The organism is Mesorhizobium sp. M0663 (genome assembly GCF_040320585.1).
In the GTDB taxonomy this organism is placed as follows: domain Bacteria; phylum Pseudomonadota; class Alphaproteobacteria; order Rhizobiales; family Rhizobiaceae; genus Mesorhizobium.
In genome coordinates, this window is the sequence record NZ_JAMYPX010000004.1 from 336,914 (window position 1) to 351,504 (window position 14,591).

Genomic DNA, 14,591 nt, shown 5'->3' on the forward strand with positions numbered 1-14,591 from the left:
AATCGGATCCGGAACATGAGTGACATGGAAACTCTCGAAAATTCCCTGATGGCCGAGATCGCCTCGGCCGCCGACGAGCAGGCGATCGAGGCGGTGCGTGTCTCTGCCCTTGGCAAGAAGGGCTCGGTTTCCGAGATGCTGAAGACACTCGGCTCGATGAGCGCCGAGGAGCGACAGGTCAAAGGCCCGGCAATCAACGGCCTCAAGAACCGCGTCACCGAGGCACTTTCGGCGCGCCGCGCCGAGCTGAAAGATGTGGCGATCACGGCACGGCTTGCCGCAGAGAAGGTCGACGTCAGCTTGCCGGTCAGGCAATCGCCGGCCGAGCGCGGCCGCATCCATCCGATCAGCCAGGTTATCGACGAGATCGCGGCGATTTTCGGCGATCTCGGCTTTGCCATCGCCGAAGGTCCGGACATCGAGACCGACTATTATAATTTCACCTCGCTGAACTTCCCGGAAGGCCACCCGGCGCGCGAGATGCACGACACGTTCTTCTTCCAGCCGGACGAGCAGGGAGAGCGCAAGCTTTTGCGCACCCACACCTCGCCGGTGCAGATCCGCACCATGGAGATGCAGAAGCCGCCGATCCGCATCGTCATTCCCGGCAAGACCTACCGGCAGGATTCCGATGCCACCCACTCGCCGATGTTCCATCAGGTCGAGGGGCTGGTGATCGACAAATCGGCCAACGTCGCCAACATGAAATGGGTGCTGGAGGAGTTCTGCAAGGCCTTCTTCGAAGTGCCGAGCGTCAAGATGCGCTTCCGGCCCTCCTTCTTCCCGTTCACCGAGCCCAGCCTCGAGGTCGACATCCAGTGCGACCGTTCGCGGCCCGGCGAGGTGCGCTTCGGCGAGGGCTCGGACTGGATGGAGATCCTCGGCTGCGGCATGGTCCACCCCAATGTGCTCCGTTACGGCGGGCTCGATCCCGACGAATACCAGGGCTTCGCCTGGGGCATGGGCATCGACCGCATCGCCATGCTGAAATACGGCATGCCGGATCTGCGCGCCTTCTTCGACGCCGATGTGCGCTGGCTGTCGCATTACGGTTTTAGGCCACTTGACATGCCGACGCTGTTCGGGGGCTTGAGCGCGTGACGACCGGGCCGCAGCAAATCCGCGGGCAGCTCGCCTTCCTGCACATGTCCGACGCGCGGCCGCATAGCTTCAAGTGCAACGTGCCCAGACCAGACGGAACACAGTCATGAAACTCACCCTCTCCTGGCTCAAGGATCATCTCGAGACCGACGCCTCGCTGGCGGAAATCGTCGGGCGTCTCACCTCGATCGGCCTCGAGGTCGAGCATGTCGACGACCGGGCGAGCCTGGCTCCCTTCGTCATCGCCAAGGTGCTGACGGCGGTCCAGCATCCCGACGCCGACCGGCTTCGCGTGCTGACCGTCGACACCGGCGACGGCAAGCCGCCGGTGCAGGTCGTGTGTGGAGCGCCGAACGCCCGCGCGGGCCTGATCGGCGCCTTTGCAGCACCGGGCACCTATATTCCCGGCATCGACGTGACGCTGACCGTCGGCAAGATCCGCGGCGTTGAAAGCCACGGCATGATGTGCTCCGAGCGCGAGCTCGAATTGTCCGAGGAGCATGACGGCATCATCGACCTTCCTGCCGATGCGCCGGTCGGTACCAGCTTCGCCGCCTATGCCCATCTCGACGACCCGCTGATCGAGATCAATCTGACGCCGAACCGGCCGGATGCGACCAGTGTCCATGGCATCGCCCGCGATCTGGCGGCGAGCGGGCTCGGCACGCTGAAGATCGCGCCGATAGAGCCGATCCCCGGCAAGGGCGAGACGCCGGTCAAGGTGACGATCGAAGCGCCGGAGCTCTGTCCCGGCTTTGCGCTGCGCCTGGTACGCGGCGTCAAGAACGGACCGTCGCCGAAATGGCTGCAGCAAAGGCTTCTCGCCATCGGCTTGAGGCCGATCAGCGCGCTCGTCGATATCACCAATTACGTCACCTTCGACCGCGGTCGGCCGCTGCATGTTTTTGACGCTGCGAAGGTCACCGGCAATCTCACCGTGCGCCGGGCGCATGACGGCGAAAAGGTGCTGGCGCTCGACGGCCGCGAATACACGCTGACGCCGGAGATGTGCGTCATCGCCGACCAGGACGGCATCGAATCGATTGCCGGCATCATGGGCGGCGAGCATTCCGGCTGCGACGAGAACACGTCAGACGTGCTGATCGAGTCGGCGCTTTGGGACCCGATCACCACCGCCCGCACCGGCCGCACACTCGGCATCATCACCGACGCGCGCTATCGGTTTGAGCGTGGCGTCGACCCGGAAATGATGGTTCCCGGCTTGGAGCTGGCAACGAAGCTGGTGCTCGATTTCTGCGGTGGTACGCCGGCCCAAACCCGAGTCGTCGGCTATGCCGGCCATCAGCCGAAGATCGTCTCGTTCCCATTGTCGGAAGTGAAGCGGCTGACCGGCATCGAAGTGCCGCGCTCGACAAGCCTCGACATTCTTGCCCGCCTCGGCTTCAGGCCGGAGGGCACGGGCGATGTCGTCAATGTGGCGGTCCCGTCCTGGCGGCCGGATGTCGACGGCAAGGCCGACCTGGTCGAGGAGGTCATGCGCATCCACGGCGTCGACAACATCGCGCCGCAGCCGCTCGGTTCGCACGATGCGGTCAACGCCAGGATCCTGACTGTGCTGCAGATCCGCACCCGCGCCGCCAAGCGGGCACTTGCCGTGCGCGGCATGATGGAGGCCGTCACCTGGTCGTTCATTCCGGCAAAACACGCCGAATTGTTCGGCGGCGGCCAGCAGGCGCTGAAGCTTGCCAACCCGATCGCCGCCGATATGTCGGACATGCGGCCGTCGCTGCTGCCGGGGCTGATTGCGGCAGCACAGCGCAATGCCGACAGGGGCATCGGCGATATCGCGCTTTTCGAAGTGTCGGGCACTTACGAGGGCGACGGCGCCGACCAGCAGCGGCGCGTTGCCGCCGGCGTGCGGCGCGGCACCGCCAAGCTCGAGGGCTCCGGCCGCCATTGGGCCGGCAACGCCGGCGCCGTCGGCGTCTTCGATGCCAAGGCCGATGCGATCGCAGCACTCGAAGCCTGCGGCGCGCCGGTCGAGCGGCTGCAGATCGAGGCTGGCGGCCCGGCCTGGTATCATCCCGGCCGCTCCGGCACGATCAAGCTTGGGCCGAAGGTAATCCTTGGCACGTTTGGCGAGTTCCACCCGAAGACACTGGAGGGGCTGGACGTCTCCGGCCCGCTCTGCGGCTTCGAAGTGTTCATCGATGCGGTGCCCGAGCCGAAGGCCAAGCCGACGCGGACGAAGCCGAGGCTTGATCTGTCCGCCTTCCAGGCGGTCAAGCGCGATTTCGCCTTCGTTGTCGACAAGGCGGTCGAAGCCGGCACACTCGTTCGCGCCGCCCTTGCCGCCGACCGAAAGCTGATTTCCGGCGTCTCGGTGTTCGATGTTTTCGAGGGTGCAGCGCTCGGCGCGGCGAAAAAATCGATCGCCATTGAAGTGTCGATCCAGCCGGTCGAAAAGACGCTGACCGACGACGATTTCGAGGCGCTGGCCAAGCGCATCGTCGAGAATGTCGGCAAGCAGACCGGCGGCGTGCTCAGAACCTAGAACGGATGCGATGATGGTTCACACCAGCAAACTCTCCATCACCTGGCTGGCAACTCACATCGGGACGATCGACGGCTTCTTGGATGACCAGGAATGCGCCGATCTGATCGCTGACAGTGAACGGCGCGGTTTCGAGGCGGCCAAGGTGAACAGCTCCGGCGGCGCCACCGTCCTGAAGGAGCTTCGCAATAACGACCGGGTTGTCTTCGATGACGAGGACCTTGCGGATTTGCTCTTCGCACGGGCGCGGCCTCTGCTCTATCGTGGTCTCGGCGACTGGCGCTTGACCGGGCTGAATGAGCGTTTCCGTTTCTATCGCTATGGGCCGGGCCAGAAGTTCGATTGGCACCATGACGGCTATTTCGAGCGCCACGCCTTGGAGCGCAGTCAGTTCACGTTCATGATTTATCTATCAGATGGATTTGAAGGGGGAGGAACCTCGTTTCGCGGCGAGATGCCGGGCTATGCCGGTAGCAGTCTTCTGGTGAAGCCGAAGAAAGGAATGGCACTGGCGTTCTACCATCCGATCGAGCATCGCGGCGACGAGGTGCTGTCGGGGCGCAAGTACGTCATCCGGACGGACGTGATGTACAAGCGCCAATGAAACGCTGTCCGTTCTGCCGCTGAGCTAAATGCACCTGACCCCGCTGGAAGTGTTTTTCGTCAAGGAGTTCTGCCGTTCCGCCGGCGTTTCTCCTGACATGATGCGTGCGCTGAAAGTCAAAGTACGCAGCCGCGATCCTGTAGGATTCATGACCAGAGTCACTCCCTCATCGGTTCCCCCGGAATTGCGCTTTGAGAGTCGAGTGTTCAGTTCGCTTCGGGTAGCGTGCGTTGGACCTGACCAGCTTCTTTGCGGCATGGTGCTGTTCTTCGATGAGATTGAAGGAAAGCTAGATGCGATCGAAGGCTTTGTGTATGGCGAAGAATGGCCGTCAATCGAGGAGCCAGTCTTCTGGTCCGAGACCGACCGAACAATGAGCCTTGGGCGGGAGGGAAACTAGCCTGCAGAAATGGGCGTCACGACGCCCTTTCCGATAATTGCACAACGCATGGCGCGCTGAGGACCTAGAGGGGTTGCCGGCAGGTGACGAATCGCCGTCCAAAGGGCGATGGACCATTTGCGCTATTCAGGGCTGCCCTTTGAGGAACAGCGTGCAGCCTTTCTCGATATCGTCTCGGCCGATCCGCTGATTGGCGAGACGCTGTCGCGAGTGCGGGCGCTTGACCTGCGGGACTGGCTGGTCGTGTCCGGCGCGCTTTACAACAGCGTCTGGAATCACCTGACCGGAAAGCCCTCGGGGTACGGCATCCGGGATGTCGACCTGTTCTATTTCGATGAGAGCGATCTGTCCTATGAAGCCGAGGACACGGTCATCCGCCGGGCGGCGAAGCAGTTCGAAGGACTGACGCTGCCGGTCGAAGTGCGCAACCAGGCGCGGGTGCATCTGTGGTTTGAGGCGCGCTTTGGCGGTTCCTATCCCAGACTGTCGTCGTCCGCCGAGGCGCTGTCCTATTTCGCTTCGAAAACCCATGCGGTCGGCGTTAGATTCGGCACCGATGGGCAACTCGCGCTCGTGGCGCCGTTCGGGCTCGACGACACCTTCTCGTTTCGCGTTACCCCGAACCGTGCACTGGATAATCGGCAGACGCACGAGATGAAGGGCGCGCGTGCCAGGGAGAACTGGCCGGAGATCAGTGTCGTGCCTTGGTAGGAAATGTCGGCGCGAGGCACCCCCCTCTGCCCTGCCGGGCATCTCCCCCTCAAGGGGGGAGATCGGATGTCGCCTCGGCTTTCGCCAATCACCGGCGCCGGAAGGGCGGGCAGGGCGCGGGAACTGCCAATCTCCCCCCTTGAGGGGGAGATGTCCGGCAGGACAGAGGGGGGTGCCTCGCGCCGAGGTCTCACAACGCTTTGCATCGCACCGTATTAGTCAAAAAGGGGTGCCGAAACGCCCCGTTTCGATTACGCCGTCGATTGCCGTTCACCCGTTAACCAGCGCCAGCAGCTCCTCGGTATAGCGCTTGCCGACCACCTTTTCCGGCGACAGGGCGTCGCCGATTGATGCCACCTCGGCCTGGCTCAGCACGATATCGGCTGCCGCCGTATTCTGCTCCAGATGGCGCATTTTTCGCGCACCGGGGATCGGGACAATGAAGTCGCCCTGATGCAGCACCCAGGCGAGCGCCAGCTGCGCCGGCGTCACGCCCTTCCCGGCGGCCATCTTTTCCAGCACGGCGACGACCGCCGCATTGGCCGCCATGGCGTCGGCCTGGAAGCGCGGCAACCCGCGGCGCCAGTCGTCGGCGCCGAGAACATCGGGCTTGGCGATCGTGCCGGTGAGCAGGCCGCGGCCGAGCGGGCTATACGGGACAAAGCCGATGCCGAGCTCGCGGCAGACGGCAAACACTTCCCCCTCCGGATCGCGGCTCCACAGTGAATACTCGCTCTGCACGGCGGCGATCGGGTGCACGGCATGCGCCCGGCGGATGGTCGCCGCACTCGCCTCCGACAGGCCGAGCGCCCGCACCTTGCCCTCGCGCACCAGCTCGGCCATGGCGCCGACCGTATCCTCGATCGGCACGTTGGGGTCGACGCGGTGCTGGTAATAGAGATCGATCACCTCCGTATCCAACCGCTTCAATGACGCTTCGGCCACGGCCTTGACATGCTCCGGGCGGCTATCGACACCGGCCATGCGCTCCATGCCGCTCCCTTCTTCGAGGATCTTGAAGCCGAATTTGGTTGCGATCGTCACCTTGTCGCGCACCGGCTTCAGCGCCTTGCCGACCAGGATCTCGTTCTCGTAAGGGCCATAGACCTCGGCCGTGTCGAAGAAATTGACCCCGATCTCGACGGCATGGCGCAGCGTGGCAATCGCCTCCGCCTCCGGCTGGCCACCATAGGCAAAGCTCATCCCCATGCAGCCGAGGCCGACCGGGTAGACGTCAAGTTTATTGCCAAGCTTGCGGGTTTGCATCACGTGTCTCCTTGTTGTGATGGTTGTGATGCCGCAGAGATAGCGTCTTGCGCCGAGTTCGATAATCGGCTCTCATTTGCACGGGCTGTTCCAAGAAATAGATCAATGAAGCGAACCCATCTTTCACAGCTCGCGGTACTGGCAATGGTCGCCCAATGCGGCAGTTTTCGCGGCGCCGCCAAGGAACTGGCAATCGCGCCATCGGCGGTCAGCCACGCGGTGTCCAGCCTCGAAGCGCGCCTCGGCGTGCGCCTTCTGGCGCGCAGCACGCGCAGCGTCGCTCCGACCGAGGAGGGCGCGCAACTGCTCGAGCGCCTCAGGCCGGCGCTGTCGGAAATCGACCTGGCGCTGGAATCGGCGATTGAGGCGCGCGACCGGCCGGCGGGCAATCTCAGGCTGACGGTGCCGCGAACCGCCGCCCATCTGGCGCTGACGCCAAGGCTCAGCGCCTTTGCTGCTGCCTATCCCGACATCGTGCTGGAGATCGTCATCGAGGACCGCTTCACCGATGTGGTCGAGGGCGGCTTCGATGCCGGTGTGCGACTGGGCGAGAGCCTGCAGCGCGACATGATCGCGGTGCGTATCGGACCAGACCTTCGCGGCGCGGTGGTCGGCGCGCCAGCCTATTTCGAGACCATGCCCAAGCCGCAGCATCCGCGCGATCTCGCCGCTCACCGCTGCATCCGCTTCCGCTTCTCCAGCGGCATTCTCTACCGCTGGGAATTCGAGCAAAACGGCGAGGAGATCGAGATACCGGTGCAAGGGCCGCTGATCCTCGACGAGGACCATCTGATTGCCAACGCCGCAGTCGACGGCGCCGGGCTCGCCTTCGTGTTCGAGGACTATGTCCGCGACGCGCTCGCCGCCGGCAAGCTCGTTCGCGTGCTGGAGGACTGGTGCCCGCGCTTCGACGGCTTCTTCGTCTATTACCCCAGCCGCCGCCAGATGCGGCCGGCGCTCAGGGCCTTTGTCGATTTTTTCAAGGTCGGCGAGTAAGCCAACCCTCCCCACAAGGGAGAGGTGGAAGAAAGCCGACCTGGCATTCGTTCACCGACCATGTCAGCACTGCCCAAAAACCAGACGGCCGGCTACGGCTGGACGGCGATCATCCTTCACTGGCTGATCGCGGCGCTCTTTATCGGCCAGTTCGTGCTCGGCTTCGTCATGGTGCGGCTGTCCAGCCAGCGCACCGCCTTCGAGCTGATCCAGCTGCATAAATCCTTCGGCTTCCTGCTGCTTGGACTGGTCATCCTGCGCATCGCCTGGCGCCTAGGCAGACCGGCCCCGCCGCTGCCGCGCTCGGTCGGGCCTTTCGAGCGCCGTGCGGCGCCGCTGGTCCATCTCGCGCTTTATGCGTTTCAGCTCGCTCTGCCGTTGTCCGGCTGGGCGCTGGTCTCGGTCTCGGTGCTGGAGATCCCGAGCGTGCCGTTCAATCTGTTCGTCATGCCCAATCTGCCGCTCGGTGAATCGGACACGGCAGAAAGCTTCTGGGCAGCGACGCACTGGTATCTCGCCTATGCCGGCATCGGACTTGTCGCTTTGCATCTCGCCGCAGCGCTGCGCCATCATTTCTGGCTGAGGGATACCGTGCTGACGCGCATGATCACGGCTTCGTCACATCACGACAGGGAATAGAGCGGACGGCTCATTCGTTGATGGGGCGAGGACGCAAGAAAGCGTTGCCTGCCAAGAGGACCATTTCCATGTACGCGCGCATCTTCGGATTTGCGGCCGCCGCCGCTTGTTTTGCCATGCCTGTTTTCGCCGCCGTTGCCCTCGGCGACGCGGCCGGCAGCTACATCATCCGCCCGGGGAGTTCCAGCATCCACTTCTCCATCGGCAAGCTCGGCGGCGGCGGGCTCGACGGCGCCTTCGCCCGCTTCAAGGGCAGTATCCTGATCGACAACAGCGATGTCGGCCGGTCCCAGGTCAATTTCACCATCTTCCCCGAAAGCGTCGGTACCGGCCAAAGCCGCATCGATGCCTTTCTTCGCTCGGACGCGGTGTTCGACGCGGCCGACAATCCGGAGATCCAGTTCCGTTCGACCAGCGTCAAACGGACCGGCGACACGTCAGCCCTGGTTACCGGCAGGCTGACGGCGCGCGGCAAGACCTTTCAGGAAAAATTCACCGCCGATCTCGGCGGCCTCAAGGCGGGCACGATAAAATTCCACGTCACCGGCAAGGTGCTGCGGTCGCGCTACGGCATGGATGTCGGCACGCCGATTTATTCCAACGTCGTCGACTTCGACATGACGCTGACGGGTAGAAGGGGATAGCCTTTGCAGGTTCCGCCAGGGCAGCGCGGGCATCCGGACAAGCCGCAGATGATCGCCCTGTTCGCCGCCATGCTCCCGCATTGGCTTTTCTCCTGAATTAGGGCAAACCTCCAGGCCTGCAATCGAGAGGAGAAATTTGATGTTCCGATGGGGTGTTTTGTCGACGGCCAAGATCGGCCGCGAGCAGCTTTTGCCGGCAATCGTCGAGGCGGAGAACGGCGTGCTGTCCGCGATTGCCAGCCGCGATCTGTCGAAAGCGCGGGCGCTGGGCGAACGCTTCGGTGCGCGCCACGCGTTCGGCTCCTATGAGGAGCTGCTCGCCTCCAGCGACATCGACGGCGTCTACATTCCGCTGCCGACCTCGCAGCATGTCGAATGGACGGCCAAGGCGATCGAGGCCGGCAAGCATGTCCTGGTCGAAAAACCGCTGGCGCTCGATGCCAAGGACATTCCGCCGCTGATCAAGCTGCGCGATGCCAGGAAGGTGCTGGTCTGCGAAGCCTTCATGGTCGTCTACCATCCGCAGTGGATCAAGGTGCGCGAGCTGATCGCCAACGGCGCCATCGGCCGGCTGCGCCATGTCCAGGGCGCGTTCTCCTATTACAATGTCGACCCCAACAACATGCGCAACAAGCTCGATCTCGGCGGCGGCGCGCTGCCCGACATCGGCGTCTATCCGACGGTATCGACGCGCTTTTCGACCGGCAAGGAGCCTCTGCGCGTCCAGGCGACGATCGAGCGCGACAAGACATTCGGCACCGACATCTATTCCTCGATCCGCGCCGATTTCGGCGACTTCGAGCTGTCGTTTTACCTGTCGACGCAGATGGCGGCACGCCAGGTGATGGTCTTGCACGGCGAGAAGGGCTTCATCGAGGTGTTCTCACCGTTCAACGCCGGGCTCTACGACCATCACCGCGTCGAGCTGCACAACCAGAACCACAGCGAGGCGCAGGTGTTCCGCTTTCCCGGCACGCAGCAATACCGGCTGGAAGTCGAGGCCTTTGCGCGGGCGGCCCAGGGCGGCAAGGACCGCGTCTTCACTCTGGAAGAATCGGTGCTCAACCAGAAGGTCATCGATGCCATCTTCCGCGCCGGCGAGAAGGAAGGCTGGGAAACAGTCTAGGCCGGCCATGATCCCAAAAAGTGGGGACCGGTTTTTGGACAAGATCATGGCCAAATAGATGTCCGACGATGCGGATGTGATCATTGTCGGCGCCGGCCTTACCGGCCTTGTCGCTGCGGCCGAACTGACTGCGGCCGGCAAGAAGACCATCATCGTCGAGCAGGAGCCGGAACAGTCGCTTGGCGGCCAGGCATTCTGGTCGCTCGGCGGCATCTTCCTTGTCGATTCGCCCGAACAACGGCGCATGCGCATCCGCGATTCGTATGAGCTGGCGCTCGAGGACTGGCTGGGCACCGCAGCCTTCGACCGCACGGAAGATCTCTGGCCGCGCCGCTGGGCCGAGGCCTATCTCGGCTTCGCCGCCGGCGAGAAGCGCTCCTGGCTCATGCAGCGCGGCCTGAAATTCTTTCCGGTGGTCGGCTGGGCCGAGCGCGGCGGCGGCAATGCCGTCGGCCACGGCAATTCGGTGCCGCGCTTCCACATCACCTGGGGCACCGGCCCTGGCGTGCTCGAACCGTTCGCGCAGCGCGTACGCGAGGCCGAGAAGCGCGGGCTGATCCGCTTCAAATTCCGTCACCGGGTCAACGAATTGACGCGGACGGGCGGCGTCGTCGACGGCGTGCGCGGCGACCTATTGGCGGCGAGCGATGCCGAGCGCGGCCGCAAGAGCTCGCGCGAGATCACCGGCGATTTCGAGCTGAAGGCGCAGGCCGTCATCGTCGCCTCCGGCGGCATCGGCGCCAATCACCAGCTGGTCCGGGAGAATTGGCCGAAGCGGATGGGCGCGCCGCCGAAACGCATGATCACTGGCGTTCCCGATCATGTCGACGGCCGCATGCTGGCGATCGCCGAAGCCGCCGGCGGCCGGCTGATCAACCGCGACCGCATGTGGCACTATGTCGAGGGCGTCAGGAACTGGGCACCGATCTGGACCGATCATGCGATCCGCATCCTGCCCGGCCCGTCATCGCTGTGGCTCGATGCGCGCGGCAAGCGCCTGCCGGTCCCGCTCTATCCCGGCTTCGACACGTTGGCCACGCTCAGCCACATCATGAGCACCGGCTTCGATCATTCCTGGTTCATCCTGACCAAAAAGATCATCCAGAAGGAGTTCGCGCTGTCGGGCTCCGAGCAGAACCCCGATCTGACGGGGAAGAGCTGGCGCCAGGTGCTCGGCCGCGCCACCAGCGGCGTGCCCGCGCCGGTCAAGGCGTTCATGGAGAAGGGCGAGGATTTCATCGTCGAGCCTGATTTGCCGGCGCTGGTCGCCCGCATGAACGCAGTGGCCGGCGGCGAGCCGCTGCTCGAACTGGCGCAGGTTGAGCGCGAAATCCGCGCCCGCGACCGGCAGCTCGACAATCCGTTCTCCAAGGACATGCAGATTACTGCGTTGCGCGGCGCGCGAGCCTATCTCGGCGACCGGCTGATCCGCACGGCTAGGCCGCACAAGCTGCTCGATCCCGCCAATGGCCCGCTGATTGCCGTCAGGCTCAGCATCTTGACCCGCAAGACGCTCGGTGGGCTGGAGACTGACCTCGACAGCCGCGTGCTGGGCGCCGGCGGCCAACCAGTCGAGGGGCTGTACGCGGCGGGCGAGGCCGCCGGTTTCGGCGGCGGCGGCATGCACGGCTATGCGGCGCTCGAAGGCACGTTTCTCGGCGGCTGCATCTTTTCCGGCCGCAGTGCCGGACGGGCGGCGGCACGCGCGGTGGGGTGAAACAAGGCCCGCCGGCGGCCGTTGCGCCAAGGTGGCGATTGCACCGAATGGCCAACTTCCCTTAGAGCATTTTGCAGCCAAAATGGAATCATTTGGCGTCCGCATAAATGCGGCAAAACAGATGGTTAGAGCGGGTTACCGGTTCCAGGAGAACCGGAACCGCTCTAGGCGAAGGGCTGCAAATTGACGTCTTGAAGCTTGGAACCGGCAAGCAAAGCCTCGAGCACCTGCTTCTTGAGAGACAGGCACTGCGAACGGGCAAGTTTGACGATGGCGGAAACCTCGCCTGCCTCGCAGGCAAGGACCAGCTCCTTTTGCTGGGCGATGATCAACTGGGTGAAGTCGCGGGACTTGAAGCCGAGGTGGAGAACCCGCGCCGACTGGTCGAGTATCTGGTCCAGGAGATGCGCCAGTCGTAAATTTCCCGAGAGCTCCGCAAGGGCCAGACGAAAGGCACGGTCGGCCGCAAGAAAGGCAACGTGGCTGCGTAGCGTCTCCGGCTTCAGCACTTTTTGCGCTGCCAGCCTGACATCCTCGAGCCCGCGCTCGGTCATGTTCGATGCCGCCACCCTGAACACTTCCGGCTCGATCAAGCTGCGGACATCGAAGATCTCGTTGACATCCCGCAGGCTGAGCGTAGCAACGACGTAGCCGCGGCGCGGCTCGCTCCTGACCAGTCCTTCCTGCATCAGTCGGGCCAGCGCCGCGCGGATGGTCGCCTTTTTGATCTGGTATCGATCACCGATCTGTTTCTCCGTCAGCGCTTCGCCGGGGCGCAACACGCAGGCAATGATGTCGTTCCTCAGCTGCTCATATGCCTGTTCCCTGCGAAGGACGTCGGCGGCTGACAGTGCTGTCGCCTCGACCGTGGCCGGCCTTGCCGGTTCGGCGGTCAACTTCGTCGTTTTCATATTCTGTCCGTCTGGCTGTCCGGTTGACGCTGGCATCAGCATTCGCTAGCGTGAGCATCTCAGATTGATAATCTGAGCATCTCAGGGAGGATAACTGATATGCCTTTACCCGCCAACTCGCCTCTCTACGCCGCTGCCGATGATATCGTCAATGCCGCGAAGGGGCCAGGTCCCCTCGAAGCGGTAAGGACGGTCCTGGGCGACTACACCAACCGCTTTCACGCATCGGGAACACTCGCTCACGAAGAAGACGACGACGAGGTGCTTCTGCATGCGAGTCCGAACCTGACGATCTTATCACATCACTCTGTCGCCCGGCCTGCAGTACCCGCCTCACAACCACCTGATGGATGCCTTGATCGGCATCTACAAGGGCAGCGAGACGAACTTCATCTATCCCGTTGCCGGCAGCGAACTCGATGTTCCCGAAAGGCAGGACATCGCAGCGCCTGCCGTGGTGCACATGGCGTCAAATACCGTGCATGCGGTTGCGAATACGGGCGGTGCGCGATCGGGTGCGCTGCATGTCTACCTCGGCGATCTCACACGAACCCACCGGCAGCTGTGGAGTCCGGACAGCAACCACGCCGAGCCGTTTGACAATGACCGCTATCTGGCCGGCGCTCGGCCCATTCAGCAGTCCGGGCACGAATGAGCGCAGGGGCGTCGCGGGCGGCGAAATTGGCCGTGATCAGCGGACCCGTCGGAATCGCGTCACACTTGTCACTCTCGCCAATCCGCTATCGCCCCTATCCTATCTGACGACCCAACACGTCGCGCATGCGGCGACAGACCAGCAAGGGAGATGCACAATGACGGCACATCAGAATGGCACAGGCGAGCAGACGACGCGGCTCGCGATGAAGACACCACCGGTCGTTTCGCCTGACGCGTGGGAGGCCGCGCGCCAGCAGCTGCTCGTGAAAGAGAAGACCGTGACCCGGGCTCGCGACGCACTGGCCGCCGAGCGCCGGCGGATGCCGTGGATGGCGGTGGAGAAGACCTATACGTTCGAAGGGCCCGACGGAAAGGTGAGCCTGCTCGACCTGTTCGAGGGCCGCCGTCAACTGATCGTCTACCGCGCCTTCTTCGAGCCCGGCGTATTCGGCTGGCCCGACCACGCTTGCCGCGGCTGTTCGCTGGGGGCGGACCAGGTCGGCAACCTCGCCCATCTGAACGCCCGCGACACCACGCTTGCCTACGCCTCGCGCGCACCGCAGGCCGACATTGCGCGGCTGAAGGCGCGGATGGACTGGAAGATGCCCTGGTACACCATCACCGACAGCTTCGATGCCGACTTCGGCGTTGACGAGTGGCACGGCCACAACGTGTTCATCCGCGACGGCGACCGCGTGTTCCGCACCTACTTCATCAACAACCGCGGTGACGAGGCGATGGGGACCGTATGGAGCTATCTCGACCTGTCGCCGCTCGGCCGCCAGGAGGTTTGGGAGGATTCGCCCGAGGGCTATCCGCAGACGCCGACGTACAAGTGGTGGAACTGGCACGACAATTACGGCGCCGAAGCCGTTCCCGACAAAAAGTGGGTCGAGGTGTCGGACGCCGGAGAGGCCGCGTTCCGGAACCGCACCGAATAGAACGTCTTTGGCGTCGCGGAAATGCGGCTAGGGCAAATGGATGGAGCGGGATGCACGGTTCGACCGCATCCCGCTCGCTATGTAGGACTACGGACATGAGCGAGATTCATGCAGGCGGATCCACCGGCGATGCGAGCCCGGCCGGCCATAGTGCAGCCGATTGGCTGTCCTTTGCGGCCGCGCCGACCCTCGCAACCATGGCGCTGCTGACGCTTCTCGGCGGAGCGCCGGACATGATGTGCTCGACCGGGCAAGAGGCGTCACCGCTGGGCGGCATGGTCCCGATGTACCTGCTGATGAGCGGCTTTCATTTAGGACCTTGGCTGAAGCAGGTTTCCGGCCGGCGACGCCGCCGCAAATAGA

The 14,591-nt window shown here is 63.8% G+C and carries 15 protein-coding genes; 13 read left to right on the forward strand and 2 right to left on the reverse strand.

Annotated features, from left to right (window positions below; genetic code table 11):
* The first annotated feature begins 15 nt into the window (after nt 1-15).
* The 5 genes from pheS (at nt 16) to NKI54_RS11040 (ending at nt 5,331) form a co-directional block, all read left to right on the forward strand.
* Nucleotides 16-1,101: a phenylalanine--tRNA ligase subunit alpha gene (pheS, locus tag NKI54_RS11020; protein WP_352451635.1), complete on the forward strand. Its 1,086-nt coding sequence runs from the start codon at nt 16-18 to the stop codon at nt 1,099-1,101.
* Nucleotides 1,102-1,207: 106 nt separating this feature from the next.
* The gene (gene pheT, locus NKI54_RS11025) at nt 1,208-3,616 is read left to right on the forward strand and encodes a phenylalanine--tRNA ligase subunit beta (protein WP_352568470.1); all 2,409 of its coding nucleotides are present in this window, start codon (nt 1,208-1,210) and stop codon (nt 3,614-3,616) included.
* Between the two features lie 10 nt (nt 3,617-3,626).
* Nucleotides 3,627-4,220 carry a prolyl hydroxylase family protein gene (locus NKI54_RS11030; protein WP_352568469.1) on the forward strand — a complete coding sequence of 198 codons (594 nt, stop codon included), beginning with the start codon at nt 3,627-3,629 and terminating at the stop codon, nt 4,218-4,220.
* Nucleotides 4,221-4,248: 28 nt separating this feature from the next.
* Nucleotides 4,249-4,620: a hypothetical protein gene (locus NKI54_RS11035; protein WP_352568468.1), complete on the forward strand. Its 372-nt coding sequence runs from the start codon at nt 4,249-4,251 to the stop codon at nt 4,618-4,620.
* Nucleotides 4,621-4,728: 108 nt separating this feature from the next.
* Nucleotides 4,729-5,331: a nucleotidyltransferase family protein gene (locus tag NKI54_RS11040; protein ID WP_352691477.1), complete on the forward strand. Its 603-nt coding sequence runs from the start codon at nt 4,729-4,731 to the stop codon at nt 5,329-5,331.
* Between the two features lie 270 nt (nt 5,332-5,601).
* On the opposite strand, the gene NKI54_RS11045 is transcribed toward NKI54_RS11040, so the two are convergent.
* Nucleotides 5,602-6,597, reverse strand: coding sequence for an aldo/keto reductase (locus tag NKI54_RS11045; RefSeq protein ID WP_352568464.1), 996 nt, complete (start codon nt 6,595-6,597; stop codon nt 5,602-5,604).
* A 105-nt stretch (nt 6,598-6,702) separates the two neighbouring features.
* Here NKI54_RS11045 and NKI54_RS11050 point away from each other — a divergent pair, with 105 nt between their 5' ends.
* The 5 genes from NKI54_RS11050 to NKI54_RS11070 all read left to right on the forward strand — a co-directional run bounded on the left by NKI54_RS11050 (nt 6,703) and on the right by NKI54_RS11070 (nt 11,719).
* A complete protein-coding gene (locus NKI54_RS11050; RefSeq protein WP_352568462.1) occupies nt 6,703-7,593 on the forward strand; it encodes a LysR family transcriptional regulator in 891 nt (296 codons plus the stop codon).
* Between the two features lie 60 nt (nt 7,594-7,653).
* A complete protein-coding gene (locus NKI54_RS11055; RefSeq protein WP_352568460.1) occupies nt 7,654-8,232 on the forward strand; it encodes a cytochrome b in 579 nt (192 codons plus the stop codon).
* A 68-nt stretch (nt 8,233-8,300) separates the two neighbouring features.
* Nucleotides 8,301-8,876, forward strand: a complete 576-nt coding sequence (locus tag NKI54_RS11060; protein ID WP_352634873.1) for a YceI family protein — start codon at nt 8,301-8,303, stop codon at nt 8,874-8,876.
* Between the two features lie 139 nt (nt 8,877-9,015).
* Nucleotides 9,016-10,002, forward strand: a complete 987-nt coding sequence (locus NKI54_RS11065; protein WP_352590821.1) for a Gfo/Idh/MocA family protein — start codon at nt 9,016-9,018, stop codon at nt 10,000-10,002.
* A 58-nt stretch (nt 10,003-10,060) separates the two neighbouring features.
* Entirely contained in the window at nt 10,061-11,719 is a 1,659-nt protein-coding gene (locus NKI54_RS11070) for an FAD-binding dehydrogenase (protein ID WP_352634875.1), read from the forward strand.
* A gap of 164 nt (nt 11,720-11,883) precedes the next feature.
* Here NKI54_RS11070 and NKI54_RS11075 read toward each other — a convergent pair whose 3' ends face one another.
* Entirely contained in the window at nt 11,884-12,630 is a 747-nt protein-coding gene (locus NKI54_RS11075; protein WP_023677587.1) for a GntR family transcriptional regulator, read from the reverse strand.
* A gap of 355 nt (nt 12,631-12,985) precedes the next feature.
* Between NKI54_RS11075 and NKI54_RS11080 the strand changes: the two genes are divergently transcribed.
* From NKI54_RS11080 to NKI54_RS11090, 3 genes are all read left to right on the forward strand, one after another.
* Nucleotides 12,986-13,285: a hypothetical protein gene (locus NKI54_RS11080; RefSeq protein WP_352634877.1), complete on the forward strand. Its 300-nt coding sequence runs from the start codon at nt 12,986-12,988 to the stop codon at nt 13,283-13,285.
* Nucleotides 13,286-13,442: 157 nt separating this feature from the next.
* Nucleotides 13,443-14,228 (forward strand): DUF899 domain-containing protein, encoded by a 786-nt coding sequence (locus NKI54_RS11085; protein ID WP_023677589.1) that lies wholly within the window; start codon nt 13,443-13,445, stop codon nt 14,226-14,228.
* A gap of 95 nt (nt 14,229-14,323) precedes the next feature.
* The gene (locus NKI54_RS11090; RefSeq protein WP_352634881.1) at nt 14,324-14,590 is read left to right on the forward strand and encodes a hypothetical protein; all 267 of its coding nucleotides are present in this window, start codon (nt 14,324-14,326) and stop codon (nt 14,588-14,590) included.
* The last annotated feature ends 1 nt before the right edge of the window (nt 14,591 follow it).

Coding starts and splice junctions, on each gene's coding strand:
- pheS (WP_352451635.1), top strand. CDS start 16: ATGAGTGACATGGAAACTCTCGAAAATTCCCTGATGGCCGAGATCGCC.
- pheT (WP_352568470.1), top strand. CDS start 1,208: ATGAAACTCACCCTCTCCTGGCTCAAGGATCATCTCGAGACCGACGCC.
- NKI54_RS11030 (WP_352568469.1), top strand. CDS start 3,627: ATGATGGTTCACACCAGCAAACTCTCCATCACCTGGCTGGCAACTCAC.
- NKI54_RS11035 (WP_352568468.1), top strand. CDS start 4,249: ATGCACCTGACCCCGCTGGAAGTGTTTTTCGTCAAGGAGTTCTGCCGT.
- NKI54_RS11040 (WP_352691477.1), top strand. CDS start 4,729: ATGGACCATTTGCGCTATTCAGGGCTGCCCTTTGAGGAACAGCGTGCA.
- NKI54_RS11045 (WP_352568464.1), bottom strand. CDS start 6,597: ATGCAAACCCGCAAGCTTGGCAATAAACTTGACGTCTACCCGGTCGGC.
- NKI54_RS11050 (WP_352568462.1), top strand. CDS start 6,703: ATGAAGCGAACCCATCTTTCACAGCTCGCGGTACTGGCAATGGTCGCC.
- NKI54_RS11055 (WP_352568460.1), top strand. CDS start 7,654: ATGTCAGCACTGCCCAAAAACCAGACGGCCGGCTACGGCTGGACGGCG.
- NKI54_RS11060 (WP_352634873.1), top strand. CDS start 8,301: ATGTACGCGCGCATCTTCGGATTTGCGGCCGCCGCCGCTTGTTTTGCC.
- NKI54_RS11065 (WP_352590821.1), top strand. CDS start 9,016: ATGTTCCGATGGGGTGTTTTGTCGACGGCCAAGATCGGCCGCGAGCAG.
- NKI54_RS11070 (WP_352634875.1), top strand. CDS start 10,061: ATGTCCGACGATGCGGATGTGATCATTGTCGGCGCCGGCCTTACCGGC.
- NKI54_RS11075 (WP_023677587.1), bottom strand. CDS start 12,630: ATGAAAACGACGAAGTTGACCGCCGAACCGGCAAGGCCGGCCACGGTC.
- NKI54_RS11085 (WP_023677589.1), top strand. CDS start 13,443: ATGACGGCACATCAGAATGGCACAGGCGAGCAGACGACGCGGCTCGCG.
- NKI54_RS11090 (WP_352634881.1), top strand. CDS start 14,324: ATGAGCGAGATTCATGCAGGCGGATCCACCGGCGATGCGAGCCCGGCC.